Origin of the sequence: uncultured Holdemanella sp., from assembly GCF_934754935.1 — a bacterium.
Taxonomy (GTDB): Bacteria; Bacillota_I; Bacilli_A; order Erysipelotrichales; family Erysipelotrichaceae; genus Holdemanella.
On record NZ_CAKVJB010000016.1, the window covers coordinates 13,222 to 28,444 of the forward strand.

A 15,223-nucleotide genomic window follows, 5' to 3' on the forward strand; every position below is an offset into this window, starting at 1 on the left:
CTTTACGTATAAAATAAGGTGGTACCGCGTTTAAAACGTCCTTATATCAGGGCGTTTTTTTGTTTATTTAAAGGAGGAAAACACATGGCATATCAAATTCCTAGAGGTTGTCAGGATGTATTTGGAGAAGAATCTTACAAATGGCAAGCTCTTGAACAAACATTAAGAAGTTTCTGTTACATGTACAACTACGATGAAATTCGTACACCGATTTTTGAACATACAGAAGTCTTCAAAAGAGAAAATGATTCAAGTGATATGGTAAACAAAGAGATGTATACTTTTAAACTTGAAAACTCAAAAACATCATTAACATTACGTCCAGAAGGTACGGCTGGTGTTGTTCGTAGTTTTGTAGAAAACAAAATGTACGCAAATCCTGATCTTCCTGCAAAATTCTACTATATGGGACCTATGTCAAGACATGAACGTCCTCAAAAAGGAAGAATGCGTATCTTTAATCAATTTGGTGTAGAGGCATTGGGTGTAAAAAGTCCATATGTCGATGTAGAAACGATCGTACTTGCTTTCTCAATTCTTAAATCATTGGGATTGAACGATATTAAAGTATGTTTAAATACTTTAGGTGATGATGAGTCTCGTGCAAACTATCGTAGTGCATTAAAAGAATATTTTGCGCCTTATGTAGATGAATTGTGTGGTGACTGTAAGCGTCGTTATGAACAAAATCCATTGCGTATTTTAGACTGCAAAGTGGATCATGATCATGAATGTATGAAAAATGCACCTAAGATGTCTGATTACTTAAATGAAGCGAGTCAAGAATATTTCAACACAGTATGTGAATTATTAGATAAACTTGAAATTCCATATGAAGTGGATGATAAATTAGTTCGTGGATTGGATTATTATACGCATACTGTATTTGAAATCGTATCTATGAATAAGGAAATGGGTGCACAATCAACTGTTTTAGCTGGTGGTCGTTATGATGGATTGATTTCATACTTTGGTGGACCAGAAGGTATGAGCGGTATTGGATGGGCTCTAGGTATGGAACGATTATTGATTGCCTTAGAAGCAGAAGGTATCGAGCTTGAATCAAAACCAGCTTTAGATGCCTATGTAATGTGCCTAGATAAAGAAGCTAGAACGTATGCATTTGAAGTGTTGACTGAGCTTAGAGCTTATGGATATCGTTGTGATATGGATATGATGGAAAGAAGCTTTAAGGCACAATTTAAGGCTGTGGATCGTTCAAAGGCAAAACTTGCGATTTTAATTGGTAAATCGGAATTGGAAGAGAAGAAAGTCACAGTTAAAAATATTGCACATAAAGAACAAGAAGCAATTGATGTTGAGGAATTAGTTCCTTATGTTGACTCTTTATTAGAAGAAGAAAGTCATCATCATCACGAGCATGAAGGAGAATAGAAATGTATAGAACACACAACAATGGAGAATTGCGTCTTCAAGATGTAAATTCAGAAGTCACATTATGTGGATGGGTAAGTAAACGTAGAAATTTTGGAGCTTTAGTTTTCATTGATTTAAGAGATCGTTATGGAATTACTCAGTTAGTATTCAATGAAGATATTGCTGCACAAATCAGTGATGTACGTAATGAATATGTACTTCAAGTTAAGGGTAAAGTTGTAGAAAGAAAAGACAAGAATCCTAAACTTAAAACGGGTGAAATCGAAGTTGTCGTTAGTGAAGTAAAAATTGTGAACTCTGCAATTACTACACCTATGATTATTGCGGATGAAACAGATGCATTAGAGGATACGCGTTTAAAATACCGTTATTTAGATTTAAGAAGACCATGTCTTCAAAAGAATTTGATTTTAAGAAACCGTATTACTTTATTAGTTCGTAACTATTTAGCTAAATATGGTTTTACAGAAGTAGAAACACCTATTTTATGTCGTTCTACACCAGAAGGTGCACGTGACTATTTAGTGCCTAGTCGTATTAGTAAAGGGGAATTCTATGCACTTCCTCAATCACCTCAATTATATAAACAGTTATTGATGGTTGGTGGAATGGACCGTTATTTCCAAATCGCTCGTTGCTTTAGAGATGAAGATTTAAGAGCCGATCGTCAGCCAGAATTCTCTCAGATCGATATTGAAATGAGTTTTGTGGATGAAGAAGATATTTGGTCAATGACAGAGGGTTTAATGAAAGAAATCTTCAAAGATATTAAAGGTATTGATTTACCAGAATTTAAACGTATTCCTTACGATACTTGTATGGAAAAATATGGTTCGGATAAACCAGATTTACGTTTTGATATGCCTTTATATAATGTGAGCGAAGTATTCGCAAATACTGAATTTAAAGTGTTTGAAAACTGCTTAAATGAAGGTGGCATCATTCAGGCTATGAATGTGAAGAATGGTGCAGACAAGTTCTCAAGAAAACAATTGGATAAGTTACAAGATTATGTAAAGGTATATGGTGCAAAAGCGCTTGCCAACTTAAAATTAACGGCAGAAGGCTTTGCGGGTAGTGTCACAAAAGTATTGTCTGATGCAGAAAAAGAGGCATTGCGTACAATGTTGAACATCGAAGAAAACGATATCGTATTCTTTGTAGCGGATAAAAAGAAAGTGGCTCAAACATCTTTAGGTGCATTGCGTGTGAAATTAGGTCATGATTTAGATTTGATCAACAAAGATGCATATGAATTCTTATGGGTTACAGATTTCCCAATGTTTGAATATGATGAAAATGAAAACCGTTATGTAGCGGCTCACCATCCATTTACTTCACCTAACTTAGAAGATGTTGATAAATTGATGTCGGATCCAGCACATTGTTATTCTAGAGCCTATGACTTAGTATTAAATGGTTATGAGTTATTATCTGGATCTATTCGTATTCATGATCAAAAACTTCAAGAAAAAGTATTTGAAGCCATCGGCATGACTTTAGAAGAAGCACATGAAAAATTCAGCTGGTTTATGGATGCATTCCAATATGGAACTCCACCTCATGGAGGTGTAGGTATTGGTCTAGAACGTTTAACTATGATTCTAGCTGGTACTGAAAATATCCGTGATGTAGTGGCATTCCCTAAAACAGCTAGTGCATCGGATTTAATGGCACAGGCACCAAGTCCAGTAGATGCAGCACAATTAAAAGAATTAGGTATTGAAACAAAGTAAGACAGGAATTTTTCCTGTCTTTATTTATTTCTGATATAATTAAATAGGTGATGTAGATGAAGGCAATTCCAATTGGTATTTCAAGTTTTGAGGAACTAAGAAATAATGATTATTATTTTGTTGATAAAACGAATATGATTCAGGAATTTTTAGAAAGAAAAAGTAAAGTCACATTAATTACTCGACCAAGGCGTTTTGGAAAGACTCTAAATATGTCTATGATGGCTTCGTTTTTTGATGTCACAAAAAATTCTAAACTTGTTTTTGAAAATACAAAAATCATGAATTCGGATTATGTATATGAGATGAATCAATATCCGACTATCTTCATTTCATTTGCGAACGCAAAAAGAGATAGAGAATCAATTATCACAACCATTAAGAAGCAGATTCTAAATGAATGGGCAAAATATGATTTTGTGTTTAAGAGCTTAAACAAATATGATCAGAAAGAACATGATTATATTGAATCTAATTTAATGGATTTTCACAGTAATAATTTAAATGGAATCAATGATGCATTATCATTCTTGATGGAAAGACTCTATGCTTACTATAATAAACAAGTCATGGTTTTTATCGATGAATATGATACACCATTTGTTGAAGCTCATGTGAATGGATGCTATGAGGAATTGCGTGGTGGTTTATCCGGTTTGCTTCATAATTCTTTAAAAACATCGAATTGTTTAAAATATGCACTTCTTACTGGAATTCAAAGAGTTGCAAAAGAAAATATTTTTAGTGATCTGAATAATCTAGATGTGAATTCCATACTCGACACTGCTTATAGTGAGTATTTTGGGTTTAATGCAGATGAAGTGAATCAATTGTTAGATACGTATGGTCTAACTTTAAATGATGAAGTTAAATCTGTGTATGACGGATACAAAATCGGAAATATGGATATATATAATCCTTGGTCTATATTAAATTATGCTCAAAAGAAAGAGTTAATTCCATATTGGATCAATACAAGTGCAAATACAATGATAAAAGAGAATATCAAGAATGCAGATTTAGATTTTAAAGATCAATATGAAGAATTAATAAGAAATGGATATTTAGATACACAAGTCAATACACAAACTAGCTTCTATGAAGTAAAAAGCACTCCAAACTTATGGGGCTTGTTTGTGAATGCGGGATACTTAACAGTAGATAAAGCCATTGATATTACAGATAGCTTCTATCGTATCAAAATTCCGAATCAGGAAGTGAATCGAGAATTTAGAAATTTAACTGAATATTATCTTTCGTTAAATGAAGGTCAATTGAACCGGCTAATGCGTTTCTTAATTCAAAAACAACCAAAGCAATTTCTGAAAGAATATAGAAATATCTTAATGTTACCTAGTTATCATGATTTAAAAAATGAGAATAGTTATCACATGATGATGCTTGGGATGTGTTTATGCTTATCTAATGATTATGAAGTTTTAAGTAACAGGGAAGCTGGAAGAGGGCGCTTTGATCTAGTCTTAAAGGCAAAGAATAGTAAATCTACTTCATTTGTATTGGAATTTAAATATTTAAAAAACAATTCTAAAGACTTAGAATCTGAACTTGATAATTTATCAAATGAAGCAATTGAACAGATTCAATCTAAAAATTATTCGTTTGATTTAAAGGGGAATGTTGTTTATATCGGTTTAGCTCATCATGGAAAAGATGTCAGGATGAAATGGGTTGAAAAATAGGCCTATATGCAGTACTAAGTACTGCTTTTTAATATGAAACCAATTTGTGTTTGAATTGGTACATTTTAGCACGCATCATACTTCAAAAGATCGAAGAACGATTCTTTTCTTTCATTAAATAAGCAATCGATGACCCTTCATTTGTAGAATAGAGGCTATAACTAGAAAAGACGAGTGTAACTCGTCTAGTAGAAAAATTATTTAATTGTATTTTCGTAATCTTGGAATTGATGATAAATACCATCCACAAAAACTGTTGAATTTTCAGTACGGTACAATAAGAAATATTTGGTTTTATCTAAATTAAATCTTCGATACCCCAAGCTTTGAAGTCTAGGATTTAAACACAGTTGAAATGACTCAGCGGAATTACTTAATACGAATTTTCCATTTTCAACAGAATCGATAAAATGATTTGTTGCTTGTTTATTACGCAAGTGAAAAAGAAGGTATTCTACAATAGAATCCATATCTTCCATTGCATTTTCAGTAAATATCACCTTATAATCCATATTTATTTCTAATGCTATCTATTGCTATATCTGCATCTATTACTTTTCCTTCTTTAGATTGAGCTCTAGAAGAGGCAAGTCTATCCAAAAATTCATCTTCTGTCATAATTTTCATTTCTTTTGTTTTATTGAATTTTTTAATTTGAAAAGGAATTCCATCATAAGCAACTGCTTGAGTTAAAAACATACGAATTGCACTCGTTGTATCTGTACCTAATTCCTTAAATAATGCATCGGCCTTAGACTTTAAATCATCATCTACTCTTACTTGAATAGTAGACATACGGCATCACCTCCACATTTAAATTATATGCAAATTCATTGCTAATGTACATAAAAAGTATTACTTATTAATAGTAGTTGCTTTATTTTGTATCTAACAGGAATGTATTCTTCTGTGATCAAATTCATAAATCAGTCTTCTCCAAAACTAATTTTTCAATAAAAAAACAAGTCCTTAGACTTGTTCATCGAGAAAATATGTAGCCTCCATATCGGCTGTACTTAGCGCAAAGGCTAAAGGGAACATTTCAAAAGCTTTACCTACATTATTAACAGGATCACTTCCTGAAAATCCCATATGATAACGAATCGCAAAGGCTTCTTCACGACTAATACGCATGAATGGCTGAATCATATAGACGCTTTTTTCACCATGTCCAAAAGGAATGTCATCATCAAATTCAAAGACATCTACTTGTTGCCACTCACCATTAATTTTCTTATTTCGTGTACTTTTTTTATAGACACCAATTTTACATATATCATGTAACAGAGCAACAAGTGTAATGGTTTCATCACTGTAGTTCATTTTATACGTGTCCTTTACTCTTTGTCTATCTAGATAATCCTTTAAACAATGATAGACATGTACACTATGTGCACAAAGGCCGCCTTCCATATTGCCATGAAAACGTGTGCTTGCAGGGGCAGTAAAAAAATCAGAGTGAGGACCTTCTAGAAATTCTAGAAAGGCATCCGCACCTTCACGATGGATATTTTCTTTATAAATTTGAATAAATTCTTCTTTTGCGTTCATACTTTTTACCTAAATTAAAAGCCCAAGAACATGAGATCTTTCCCTGTTAAGTACAGGTGGGTAATCTGTGAACAGCATTAGGATCCCCACGCGTAGCGGGTCTTCAACACAACAATTCAACATCCGATTTCCCTTATCTCGAGTGTAGGAAAAATTAATGTCCTTAGGCATTTTTATAATAGCGAACTTCATAATAGAATACAAGTCTTGACTTTTTAGTACCAAATGTGCATAGTTGCAAGTACCTTTAAAAACAAGTAAAATATAAAAGGTGAAATTATGGATGGAATTTTAATTATTGATAAACCGTATGGTATGACAAGCCATGATGTTGTAAATTGGCTTCGAAGAAAATATAAACAAAAAAAGTTTGGACACACAGGAACATTAGATCCTAACGCAACTGGTGTTTTAGTTGTTCTTTGTGGTAAATCTTGTAAATTACTTCAGTTTTTAAGTGATACAGATAAAGAATATATTGGTCAGATTGAATTTGGAAAAAGTACATCAACTGATGATATTTGGGGTGAAGTAGAAGCTGAAAAAGAAATAAATTGGGATTTTTCTTTTAACGATGAACTTCAAAAATTTGTTGGAAAGAATCATCAATTGGTGCCAAAGACTTCCAATAAAAAAGTAAATGGTAAAAAATTAATGGACTATCAAAGAGAGGGGCTTGAAGTTCCTAAAGTCTATAGCGATATTGAAATTTATTCAATTGAAGATTTAGGTGATTATAGCTTTAGAGTGGCATGTTCAAGTGGAACGTATGTTCGTAGTATTTGTAGAGATCTTGCTCTTCACACAAATAATTTAGGTTGTATGAAAAGTTTAAGAAGAACTAAGGTTGGTCGCTTTACAATTGATCAGGCACAAACTTTAGAAGATCTAGAGACACAAGAACCTGTATTATATCCTTCAATCTATGTACTTGACCATTTAGATAAAATCAATTATCAACCAATTGAAGATGTGTATCAGGGAAAACGCATTCGTTTAGATAATCCAAATCAAGAAGTATGTATTTTAGATGGTGAAGAGCCTGTTGCCATCTATGAAAAAGAGCGTGAAGGCTTATATAAAAGTAAAAGAGGTCTATGGTAATGGAAGTGATTCGTATTGATTATTTGAATGTTCCTAAAGATTTATCAAAAAGCTCTTGTTGCATAGGATTCTTTGATGGTTTACATACAGGACATCAGGCATTACTAGAAAATTGTATTAAGAAGGCAAAAGAATTAAATATTCAAAGTGGATTGATTACATTTGATCCAGATCCTTGGAAGATTTTCTTTCCAGAACGTGTATGTAGACATATCACAACACTTCAAGATCGTATCCATTTGGCAAATGCGATGGGTATTGAAGTGATGTATGTCATCACATTTTCTAAAGATTTTGCAGCTTTAGATGTAGATGCATTTCATATGCTGCTGCATAAAATGAATGTATCTTACATAACATGTGGTTTTGATTTTAAATATGCATCAAAAAATTCAGGAAATGTAGACACAATTTCTTCTCAGAATTATTTTGGTGTATCTGTGATTGAGAGCGTGAATTCAAAAAATGAAAAGATCTCATCGAGTCGTATTGAGCCTTTGATTCAAAGTGGTAAAATTGATTTGGCTAATGAGCTTTTAGGCTATATGTATTCCATCGAAGGAGTCGTTGAACATGGCTTTAAAAGAGGGAGTACACTATTGAAGTTTCCAACCGCAAATCTTGGCGCAAATCCAGATTATTTAGTACCATCCAGTGGTGTTTATGCGGGTTTTGTATATGTGGATGATACATTTTATGGAGCTATGATCAATGTAGGAAACAATCCTACTTTTGAAAATAAAAAGGTTTCCATTGAAGCACATATCTTTGATTTTGACCAAGATATTTATGATCAAAGAGTTCGTTTCTTTTTCTTAAAAAAGACGCGAAATGAAATTCGTTTTAATGGATTTGAAGAATTAAAAAAACAATTAGAGAGTGATATTATTACTTGTAAAAAAGTGATTTTAAAAGAAATGAAGTATATTCAAAAAACTGCAACACTTTGGGATGCGAAAGTTTTTGAGTTTAAATCACTTTTTTGATATACTAAAAGAGAAGTGAAGGTGAAATTATGGCGAAAGAATATATTGAACTAGAACCAGGAAATGAATATGGTGTTATTTCTTTAAATAAGACAGTTTTTTCTACAATCGCACAAAACGTAATCGAAGAAGATGAAAATGTACAGATTGCCCAGGGAACAAAACCATTTAAAACAGGAATTGTCACAAGAGTGGATGATAATAAATTGACATTATCGATTCCTGTTAAAGTCAATCACAAGTCAAATGTGAGTGACGTATGTTTAAATCTACAAAACAAGATCTTTGAAAGTATTTCTTATATGACAGACTTTAAGCCTGAAGCCATCGAAATTCAGGTTACTGGATTTATTTTTTAGGGAAATCTTTCAAAGGTTTCCTTTTTTTAAAATTTATGAGTGTATCTTTTGAAAATTATCTTGTGGTAGGTATTAGTTCAAGAGCTTTGTTTAATTTAGAAAAAGAGAATGAAGTTTTTGAAAAAGAAGGATTGGATGCATATCGTGAATATCAAATTGTTCACGAGAATGATGTATTAAGTCCTGGAAGTGGTTTTACGTTAGTACAAAACTTATTAAACATCAATAAACTGGCCAAACGAAAATTGGTTGAAGTCATCGTGATGTCTAGAAATAGTGCAGATACGTCTTTGCGTATTATCCATTCACTTGAGCACTATAATATGGATATTGGTCGTATGGTTTTAAGTGGTGGAGAAGACATCAGTCGTTATTTATCGGCTTTTGGTGTTGATTTATTCTTGTCGTGTAATGAAAATGATGTATCCAACGCGATCCATGCTGGCTTTGCGGCCGGTATGATCTATGCCAGAGATACAAAATATAACTTTCCAGATCATCAGATTCGTATTGCCTTTGATGCAGATGCCGTCTTATTTTCGGCAGAATCTGAAAAGATCTACCAAGAACATGGTTTAGAAGCTTTTACTGAAAATGAAATTCTAAATCAAGATGTAGCCTTGAAAAAAGGTCCTATGGCTTCGTTATTAAAGAGTTTATCTTGGCTTCAAAATGAAACGAAAGATTTAAATGTATTAAGAACAGCCATTGTCACCGCCCGAAACAAAGATACGGGAGTTCGTGTGATCAAGACTTTAAGAGCATGGAATATTGTCGTGGATGAAGTATTCTTCATGCAAGGTGCTAAAAAAGCGGATGTCTTAGCTTGTTTTGGTGCCAACATATTTTTTGATGATCAAGACGTGCATGCAGGCCCTGCAAGTGATGTAGTGCCGAGTGCTCGTGTACCATATAGAGAAGGAGAAATGTAGATGAATAGACATGAACAACGTGTAATTGCGATGCAAAGTGTATACCAACACTTATTATTAGGAAAGGATATTCGTAAATGCGTATTTGACGTAATGAAAGGTTCAAATGACATTGATGGATATTTATACAGTTTAACAATGGGAACGATTGAAAACAAAGAAGCTTTTGAACAAAAAATCAATGAATTATTACGTGATGATTGGGATTTTGATCGTTTAAGTATGTTAGAACAAGCAATTTTATTAATTTCTTTCCAGGAAATTTTAGCTAATGATACTCCAAAGGCTGTTGTCATCAACGAAGCTGTTACATTGGCAAAAAAATATTGCGATGATAACTCATACAAATTATTAAATGGAGTTCTTGACCAACTATGAGAAATGAAATGGTTGTAAGTATTTCAAGTGTTATTGCTCGTATAAAAAATGTATTAACACAAACTATGGATCTAGATGGTATCTGGATTCAAGGTGAAATCAGCAACCTTACAAAGCACAGATCTGGACACTATTATTTTTCTTTAAAAGATAAAAGTGGTGAAATGAGTTGTGTTATGTTTTCAAGCTATGTATCGCGATTAAATTTTAATGTACAAGAAGGCATGCGCGTTTTAGTTTCTGGAAGTATTAATGTATACGAACAAAGAGGAAGTTTACAGCTTGTCATTCGCCAAATGAAACAAGATGGACTAGGCGATCTTTATTTAGAGTTTGAAAAGCGAAAACAAGACCTTTTAAAAGCTGGTTATTTTGATGAAAATCATAAAAAAACAAAACCGGAATATATTGAAAATATTGGTGTGATTACAGGCGCAGGTGCGGCTGCTTTACAAGATGTTTTATCAACGATTCAAAGGCGTTGGCCGATGATGAAAGTGACTTTATATCCAAGCTTAGTACAAGGTAATTTTGCACCTAAAAGTTTGATTCAATCTTTGAAAAAGGCGGATACTTGTGGACATGATGCCTTATTGATCGTTCGTGGTGGAGGAAGTTTTGAAGACTTATTTTGTTTTAATGATGTAGAACTCATAAAAACAATTTATAGTTTAAATACTTATATTGTCTCTGGAGTAGGTCATGAAGTAGATACGACTCTATGTGATCTTGTCTGTGATCATAGAAGTGTAACACCTACAGCAGCTGCTCAATGGGTAACTTTAGATCAGTATGAAGTGATGGATAAAGTTTTAAAAAATCGCGATCTACTTTGTCGTAATATGTCTTTGATTTTAAATGGTTATAGATCAAAATTAGAATATTATAAGAGTCATCCGTATTTAAAAGATCCAAAAGCTTTTATCGTGGATAAACAATTAAAATTAGATGCATATCATACACAAATGGAACATGCGCTTTCTTTAGAACTTCAAAAGATAAATGTAATCCAGAATTATAAGGAACAGCTAAGTTTTAGCATGAATCAAATTTTAAAGGATTCTAAACAAAGACTTTCTTTAGTTCCCGAAAAATTAGAAGTGAGTATGTCTAATAAAATACAAGAAGCAAGGCATGTACTTAAAAAAGATTGTGCTTTGCTCGATGCATATTCTCCTTTAAAAGTTCTTTCTAGAGGATATAGTATTTCTAAAGTAGAAGATAAAGTGATTAAAAGCGTGAGTGAAGTCACTTGTGATGATATAATGGTAACTAGAGTGCATGATGGTGTGATTACTTCTTGTATTACATCATGCAAGGAGGAATAAAATGGCCGCAAAACAATTGAAATTTCAAGAAGCCATGAAACGATTAGATGAAATTGTGGCGTTGTTGAATAATAATGAATTAGAGCTAGAAGAGGCAATGTCATTATTTGAAGAGGGTTTAAAATTGAGTGCTCAATGTGAAAAGCAATTGAAGAAATTTGAAACGAAGATGGATCAGTTGATGGAGGTGAATCAAGATGATGGTGAATAAAGAATTTGAAGATTATTTATTGATGCGTGTACAAGAAAATGATGATAGTCGCACAAAAGATGCGATGGCCTATTCATTGATGAATGGTGGCAAAAGAGTTCGTCCTATGTTGTTGTTTTCGGTACTAGAAGGCTATGGAATCGACGCTCATGTTGGATATCCTTGTGCTTGTGCCATTGAAATGATTCATACATATTCATTAGTTCATGATGATCTTCCAGCTATGGATAATGATGATTTACGTCGTGGTAAACCAAGTTGTCATAAAGCTTATGATGAGGCTACAGCTATACTTGCAGGGGATGGATTACTTACGAAAGCTTTTGAAGTGGTATTAGATAGTGAATGTAGTGCAAAACAAAAAGTAGCATTAGTTAAAGCACTTTCTTGGTATGCAGGTATTGATGGTATGATCTATGGTCAAACATTAGATTTGCAGGCTGAAAACGATAAGAATCCAACATTTGCCCTATTACAAGAAATTGATCACTATAAGACAAGTAAATTATTAACTTTGCCTTTGGTATGTGGTTGTATTTTGGCAAATAAATTTGATGATATTGACCACTTCCGTAAAATTGGTCTTGTCTTAGGTCTTGAATTTCAGATGCAGGATGATATTTTAGATGTGACTGGAAGTGAAGAAGTAGTTGGAAAATCATTGAGTGACGAAGATAATCATAAAGTAACTGCTGTATCTTTATTAGGTCTTGAAGGAGCTAGAGACATGGTTAAAAGTTATGATGAAACCATTCGTAAGTCATTGGATCAAGTCAGTTGTGATGTAACAGCATTCACAAAAGTATTGGATACTTTATTAAAGCGTACATATTAATATATAGAAATTTTTCACAAAAAGAGTTATATTAATAGTAGCTAAAACTAGTCTTTAGCGGACTAGTTTTTTTAACGAGGGATTTATAATGAAAAAGATTAGTCAAGTGTATGATATTGAATCACCGAGTCAAATCAAGGATATGTCAATCGATGAACTTACACAATTGTGTGATGATATTCGTTCCTTTTTGATTGATTCAATCTCAAAAACAGGTGGTCATTTATCAAGTAACTTAGGTATTGTTGAAGTCACAGTGGCTATGCACTATGTCTTTGATTCACCTAAAGATAAAATGATTTTTGATGTTGGACATCAATGTTACACACATAAAATATTAACGGGAAGATCCACTCAATTTGCGACATTACGCAAAAAAGGTGGTCTTTCAGGTTATCAAAAGCGTAGTGAAAGTAAATATGATTGTTGGGAAGCCGGGCATTCTTCAACTTCTTTATCGGCTGCACTCGGTTATGCGATTGCACGCGATTTAAAACATGAGGATTATAATGTCATCGCCTTAATTGGAGATGGATCATTGACAGGTGGAATGGCACTAGAGGCATTAAATGATATTGGCTCTAAACAAAAGAAGATGGTCATCATATTTAATGATAATAATATGTCAATTTCAAAGAATTATAGTGGAGTTGAAAAACGTATAACGGATATTCGTGCATCCCATTTATATATTGATTTAAAACATGATGTAAAGAATAACTTAAAATCGAACAAATTAGGTAGTAATGTATTAAACACACTGTCTCATTTTAGAGATAAAATCAAAGATGAAGTGATTGATGCGCCTTTATTTAAAGAATTTAATTTAGACTATATGGGACCTGTAGATGGTCATGATATTCAAAGTTTAATTAAGGTTTTTGAAGCTGCCAAAGAACATGATGGACCTATTGTAGTCCATGTATTAACACAAAAGGGTAAAGGTTATAAATATGCCGAACAAGATAAGGTTGGAAAGTGGCATGGTGTAAGTCCTTTTGATGTATCTACAGGAAAATCATTAAGTCTTTTACCACCAAATGAAATTTCATGGTCACAAGTGATTTCTAATACTGTAATGGATCTTGCTGAAAAAGATAAGACAATCGTTGCGATTACACCGGCTATGGCGCAGGGAAGTAAGTTATTAGAATTTCAAAAACGGTTTCCAGATCGTTTCTTTGATTGTGGTATTGCAGAACAACATGCCGTTACAATGGCTTGTGCAATGGCACTAGGTGGGTTAAAACCATTCGTAAGTATTTACTCTTCATTCCTGCAAAGAGCTTATGATCAAGTTAATCATGACATGGCAAGAATGAATGTACCTGTTGTGATTGGGATCGATCGTTGTGGTTTAGTTGGTGATGATGGTGAAACACATCAAGGTGTATTTGACATCGCCATGCTTAGAAGCGTTCCTAATTTGATTTTATCGCAACCAAAAGATGCCAAGGAAGCGCAGAATATGATATATACAGCTTTTGAATCTAAGAAACCATTCTGTATTCGTTATCCTAGAGGAAATGCGTTGTATGCCAAAAATAAATCGTATTCATTGATTCCGATTGGTTCTTGGGAAAAATTTGTAGTTGGAACACCTACACAAATCGTAATCACGTATGGTCCGGATGTAGATCATGTGATCAATAAGGCAAGAGAAAATCAAATTGGTTTACTTGTCGTGAATGCACGTTTCTTTAAACCGATAGATGAAGTTATGATGAAAGATTTATTAAAGATGGAACTTCCGATTACGGTATATGAAACGGATGTTAAAATTGGAGGACTATCCAGTGCTATTTTAGAATATATGAATACACGCGATGAAAAGATTCATATATTAGGTATTGATGATCACTATGTATGTCATGGTTCTATTCGTTCTTTACGTATTCAAGAAGGTATTAGTACAGAGTGTTTATTTGAGGAATTAGAGAAACATGGATAAGATACGTTTAGATAAAGCTTTACTTAAGACGATATCCTCTCGTGCAAAAGCGCAGGATATGATTAAAGAAGGTAAAGTCAGTGTCAATGGAAAAGTCATCACAAAAGCGAGTTTTTTAGTGAGTGAGGAAGATGATATTGTCGTAACACATACAGAAGATGAATTTGTATCTCGTGGTGCTTTTAAATTAAAAGGGTGTATTGACAAGTACAATGTCGATATTTCTAATCAAGTTGTACTTGATATTGGAGCGAGTACGGGTGGTTTTACCGATGTTTGTCTTCGTTATGGCGCTAAAAAAGTATATGCACTGGATGTGGGTCATCTACAACTCGCAAAAGAATTAGACCAAGATTTTCGTGTCATCAAAATGGAAGGGCACAATGCTCGTGAAATCATTCCTGAATGGTTTGATGAATCGATTGATTTTATGTGTATGGATGTAAGTTTTATATCTTGTAAGACCATTTTAGAGCATGTACTAAAAGTTTTATCCATAGCTCATATTGCGATTCTTGTAAAGCCTCAATTTGAATGTGGGCCTGCTGCTTTGAATAAGCATGGAGTGCTTAAGAATTCTAAGCTTGCCTTACAAATTGTAGAAGATGTAAAAGCATTTTTATTTCAGTATTATAAAAGTGTTGAAGCCATGCCAAGTATTCTAGAAGGAAGAAGTGGCAATCAAGAATATATGGTGTATGCCAAAGATTTAAGAGTATCTTAATGTGAAGATATTCTTATTTTTTTATTTGTG

At 33.2% G+C, this 15,223-nt stretch carries 16 protein-coding genes and 1 other annotated feature (1 of these 17 cut by a window edge); of the genes, 13 read left to right on the plus strand and 3 right to left on the minus strand.

What is annotated here, in order from left to right:
- Positions 1–46: a binding site (T-box leader), on the plus strand (it extends 144 nt beyond the left edge of the window).
- A 38-nt stretch (positions 47–84) separates the two neighbouring features.
- The 3 genes from hisS to Q0E86_RS05690 are packed head-to-tail and all read left to right on the plus strand — an operon-like array spanning position 85 to position 4,834.
- Positions 85–1,395 carry a histidine--tRNA ligase gene (gene hisS, locus Q0E86_RS05680; protein ID WP_295755189.1) on the plus strand — a complete coding sequence of 437 codons (1,311 nt, stop codon included), beginning with the start codon at positions 85–87 and terminating at the stop codon, positions 1,393–1,395.
- 2 nt (positions 1,396–1,397) lie between these two features.
- The gene (aspS, locus tag Q0E86_RS05685; RefSeq protein WP_295755191.1) at positions 1,398–3,134 is read left to right on the plus strand and encodes an aspartate--tRNA ligase; all 1,737 of its coding nucleotides are present in this window, start codon (positions 1,398–1,400) and stop codon (positions 3,132–3,134) included.
- A gap of 56 nt (positions 3,135–3,190) precedes the next feature.
- Entirely contained in the window at positions 3,191–4,834 is a 1,644-nt protein-coding gene (locus Q0E86_RS05690; protein WP_295755194.1) for an AAA family ATPase, read from the plus strand.
- Positions 4,835–5,031: 197 nt separating this feature from the next.
- Here the strand turns inward: Q0E86_RS05690 and Q0E86_RS05695 are convergent, their stop codons facing one another.
- The 3 genes from Q0E86_RS05695 to Q0E86_RS05705 form a co-directional block, all read right to left on the minus strand.
- The gene (locus Q0E86_RS05695) at positions 5,032–5,346 is read right to left on the minus strand and encodes a type II toxin-antitoxin system RelE/ParE family toxin (RefSeq protein ID WP_295755196.1); all 315 of its coding nucleotides are present in this window, start codon (positions 5,344–5,346) and stop codon (positions 5,032–5,034) included.
- Positions 5,336–5,629 carry a type II toxin-antitoxin system RelB/DinJ family antitoxin gene (locus tag Q0E86_RS05700; RefSeq protein ID WP_295755198.1) on the minus strand — a complete coding sequence of 98 codons (294 nt, stop codon included), beginning with the start codon at positions 5,627–5,629 and terminating at the stop codon, positions 5,336–5,338. The genes Q0E86_RS05695 and Q0E86_RS05700 overlap by 11 nt, the downstream gene beginning before the upstream one ends.
- Positions 5,630–5,803: 174 nt before the next feature.
- The gene (locus Q0E86_RS05705; protein ID WP_295755200.1) at positions 5,804–6,385 is read right to left on the minus strand and encodes a hydrolase; all 582 of its coding nucleotides are present in this window, start codon (positions 6,383–6,385) and stop codon (positions 5,804–5,806) included.
- Positions 6,386–6,664: 279 nt separating this feature from the next.
- Here Q0E86_RS05705 and truB point away from each other — a divergent pair, with 279 nt between their 5' ends.
- The 10 genes from truB to Q0E86_RS05755 all read left to right on the plus strand — a co-directional run bounded on the left by truB (position 6,665) and on the right by Q0E86_RS05755 (position 15,193).
- The gene (truB, locus tag Q0E86_RS05710) at positions 6,665–7,489 is read left to right on the plus strand and encodes a tRNA pseudouridine(55) synthase TruB (protein ID WP_295755203.1); all 825 of its coding nucleotides are present in this window, start codon (positions 6,665–6,667) and stop codon (positions 7,487–7,489) included.
- Positions 7,489–8,475: a riboflavin biosynthesis protein RibF gene (gene ribF, locus Q0E86_RS05715; protein WP_295755206.1), complete on the plus strand. Its 987-nt coding sequence runs from the start codon at positions 7,489–7,491 to the stop codon at positions 8,473–8,475. The genes truB and ribF overlap by 1 nt, the downstream gene beginning before the upstream one ends.
- Before the next feature lie 29 nt (positions 8,476–8,504).
- A complete protein-coding gene (locus Q0E86_RS05720) occupies positions 8,505–8,834 on the plus strand; it encodes an Asp23/Gls24 family envelope stress response protein (RefSeq protein WP_295755207.1) in 330 nt (109 codons plus the stop codon).
- A gap of 35 nt (positions 8,835–8,869) precedes the next feature.
- A complete protein-coding gene (locus tag Q0E86_RS05725; protein ID WP_367117381.1) occupies positions 8,870–9,766 on the plus strand; it encodes a 5'-nucleotidase in 897 nt (298 codons plus the stop codon).
- The gene (gene nusB, locus Q0E86_RS05730) at positions 9,767–10,144 is read left to right on the plus strand and encodes a transcription antitermination factor NusB (protein WP_295755212.1); all 378 of its coding nucleotides are present in this window, start codon (positions 9,767–9,769) and stop codon (positions 10,142–10,144) included.
- Positions 10,141–11,472: an exodeoxyribonuclease VII large subunit gene (gene xseA / locus Q0E86_RS05735; RefSeq protein WP_295755215.1), complete on the plus strand. Its 1,332-nt coding sequence runs from the start codon at positions 10,141–10,143 to the stop codon at positions 11,470–11,472. Before nusB ends, xseA begins: the two co-directional genes overlap by 4 nt.
- A 1-nt stretch (position 11,473) precedes the next feature.
- On the plus strand, positions 11,474–11,683 hold the full coding sequence (xseB, locus tag Q0E86_RS05740; RefSeq protein ID WP_295755218.1) for an exodeoxyribonuclease VII small subunit: 210 nt from the start codon (positions 11,474–11,476) through the stop codon (positions 11,681–11,683).
- The gene (locus Q0E86_RS05745) at positions 11,670–12,518 is read left to right on the plus strand and encodes a polyprenyl synthetase family protein (RefSeq protein ID WP_295755219.1); all 849 of its coding nucleotides are present in this window, start codon (positions 11,670–11,672) and stop codon (positions 12,516–12,518) included. The genes xseB and Q0E86_RS05745 overlap by 14 nt, the downstream gene beginning before the upstream one ends.
- An 88-nt stretch (positions 12,519–12,606) precedes the next feature.
- Entirely contained in the window at positions 12,607–14,469 is a 1,863-nt protein-coding gene (dxs, locus tag Q0E86_RS05750) for a 1-deoxy-D-xylulose-5-phosphate synthase (RefSeq protein WP_295755222.1), read from the plus strand.
- Positions 14,462–15,193 (plus strand): TlyA family RNA methyltransferase, encoded by a 732-nt coding sequence (locus Q0E86_RS05755; RefSeq protein ID WP_295755224.1) that lies wholly within the window; start codon positions 14,462–14,464, stop codon positions 15,191–15,193. The genes dxs and Q0E86_RS05755 overlap by 8 nt, the downstream gene beginning before the upstream one ends.
- Positions 15,194–15,223 lie beyond the last annotated feature (30 nt).

What these genes read in the sequence shown, in the direction of transcription:
- dxs (WP_295755222.1), top strand. Translation starts at nt 12,607, where the DNA reads ATGAAAAAGATTAGTCAAGTGTATGATATTGAATCACCGAGTCAAATC.
- Q0E86_RS05695 (WP_295755196.1), bottom strand. Translation starts at nt 5,346, where the DNA reads ATGGATTATAAGGTGATATTTACTGAAAATGCAATGGAAGATATGGAT.
- ribF (WP_295755206.1), top strand. Translation starts at nt 7,489, where the DNA reads ATGGAAGTGATTCGTATTGATTATTTGAATGTTCCTAAAGATTTATCA.
- Q0E86_RS05705 (WP_295755200.1), bottom strand. Translation starts at nt 6,385, where the DNA reads ATGAACGCAAAAGAAGAATTTATTCAAATTTATAAAGAAAATATCCAT.
- Q0E86_RS05720 (WP_295755207.1), top strand. Translation starts at nt 8,505, where the DNA reads ATGGCGAAAGAATATATTGAACTAGAACCAGGAAATGAATATGGTGTT.
- hisS (WP_295755189.1), top strand. Translation starts at nt 85, where the DNA reads ATGGCATATCAAATTCCTAGAGGTTGTCAGGATGTATTTGGAGAAGAA.
- Q0E86_RS05690 (WP_295755194.1), top strand. Translation starts at nt 3,191, where the DNA reads ATGAAGGCAATTCCAATTGGTATTTCAAGTTTTGAGGAACTAAGAAAT.
- Q0E86_RS05745 (WP_295755219.1), top strand. Translation starts at nt 11,670, where the DNA reads ATGATGGTGAATAAAGAATTTGAAGATTATTTATTGATGCGTGTACAA.
- xseB (WP_295755218.1), top strand. Translation starts at nt 11,474, where the DNA reads ATGGCCGCAAAACAATTGAAATTTCAAGAAGCCATGAAACGATTAGAT.
- aspS (WP_295755191.1), top strand. Translation starts at nt 1,398, where the DNA reads ATGTATAGAACACACAACAATGGAGAATTGCGTCTTCAAGATGTAAAT.
- Q0E86_RS05755 (WP_295755224.1), top strand. Translation starts at nt 14,462, where the DNA reads ATGGATAAGATACGTTTAGATAAAGCTTTACTTAAGACGATATCCTCT.
- Q0E86_RS05700 (WP_295755198.1), bottom strand. Translation starts at nt 5,629, where the DNA reads ATGTCTACTATTCAAGTAAGAGTAGATGATGATTTAAAGTCTAAGGCC.
- Q0E86_RS05725 (WP_367117381.1), top strand. Translation starts at nt 8,870, where the DNA reads ATGAGTGTATCTTTTGAAAATTATCTTGTGGTAGGTATTAGTTCAAGA.
- truB (WP_295755203.1), top strand. Translation starts at nt 6,665, where the DNA reads ATGGATGGAATTTTAATTATTGATAAACCGTATGGTATGACAAGCCAT.
- nusB (WP_295755212.1), top strand. Translation starts at nt 9,767, where the DNA reads ATGAATAGACATGAACAACGTGTAATTGCGATGCAAAGTGTATACCAA.
- xseA (WP_295755215.1), top strand. Translation starts at nt 10,141, where the DNA reads ATGAGAAATGAAATGGTTGTAAGTATTTCAAGTGTTATTGCTCGTATA.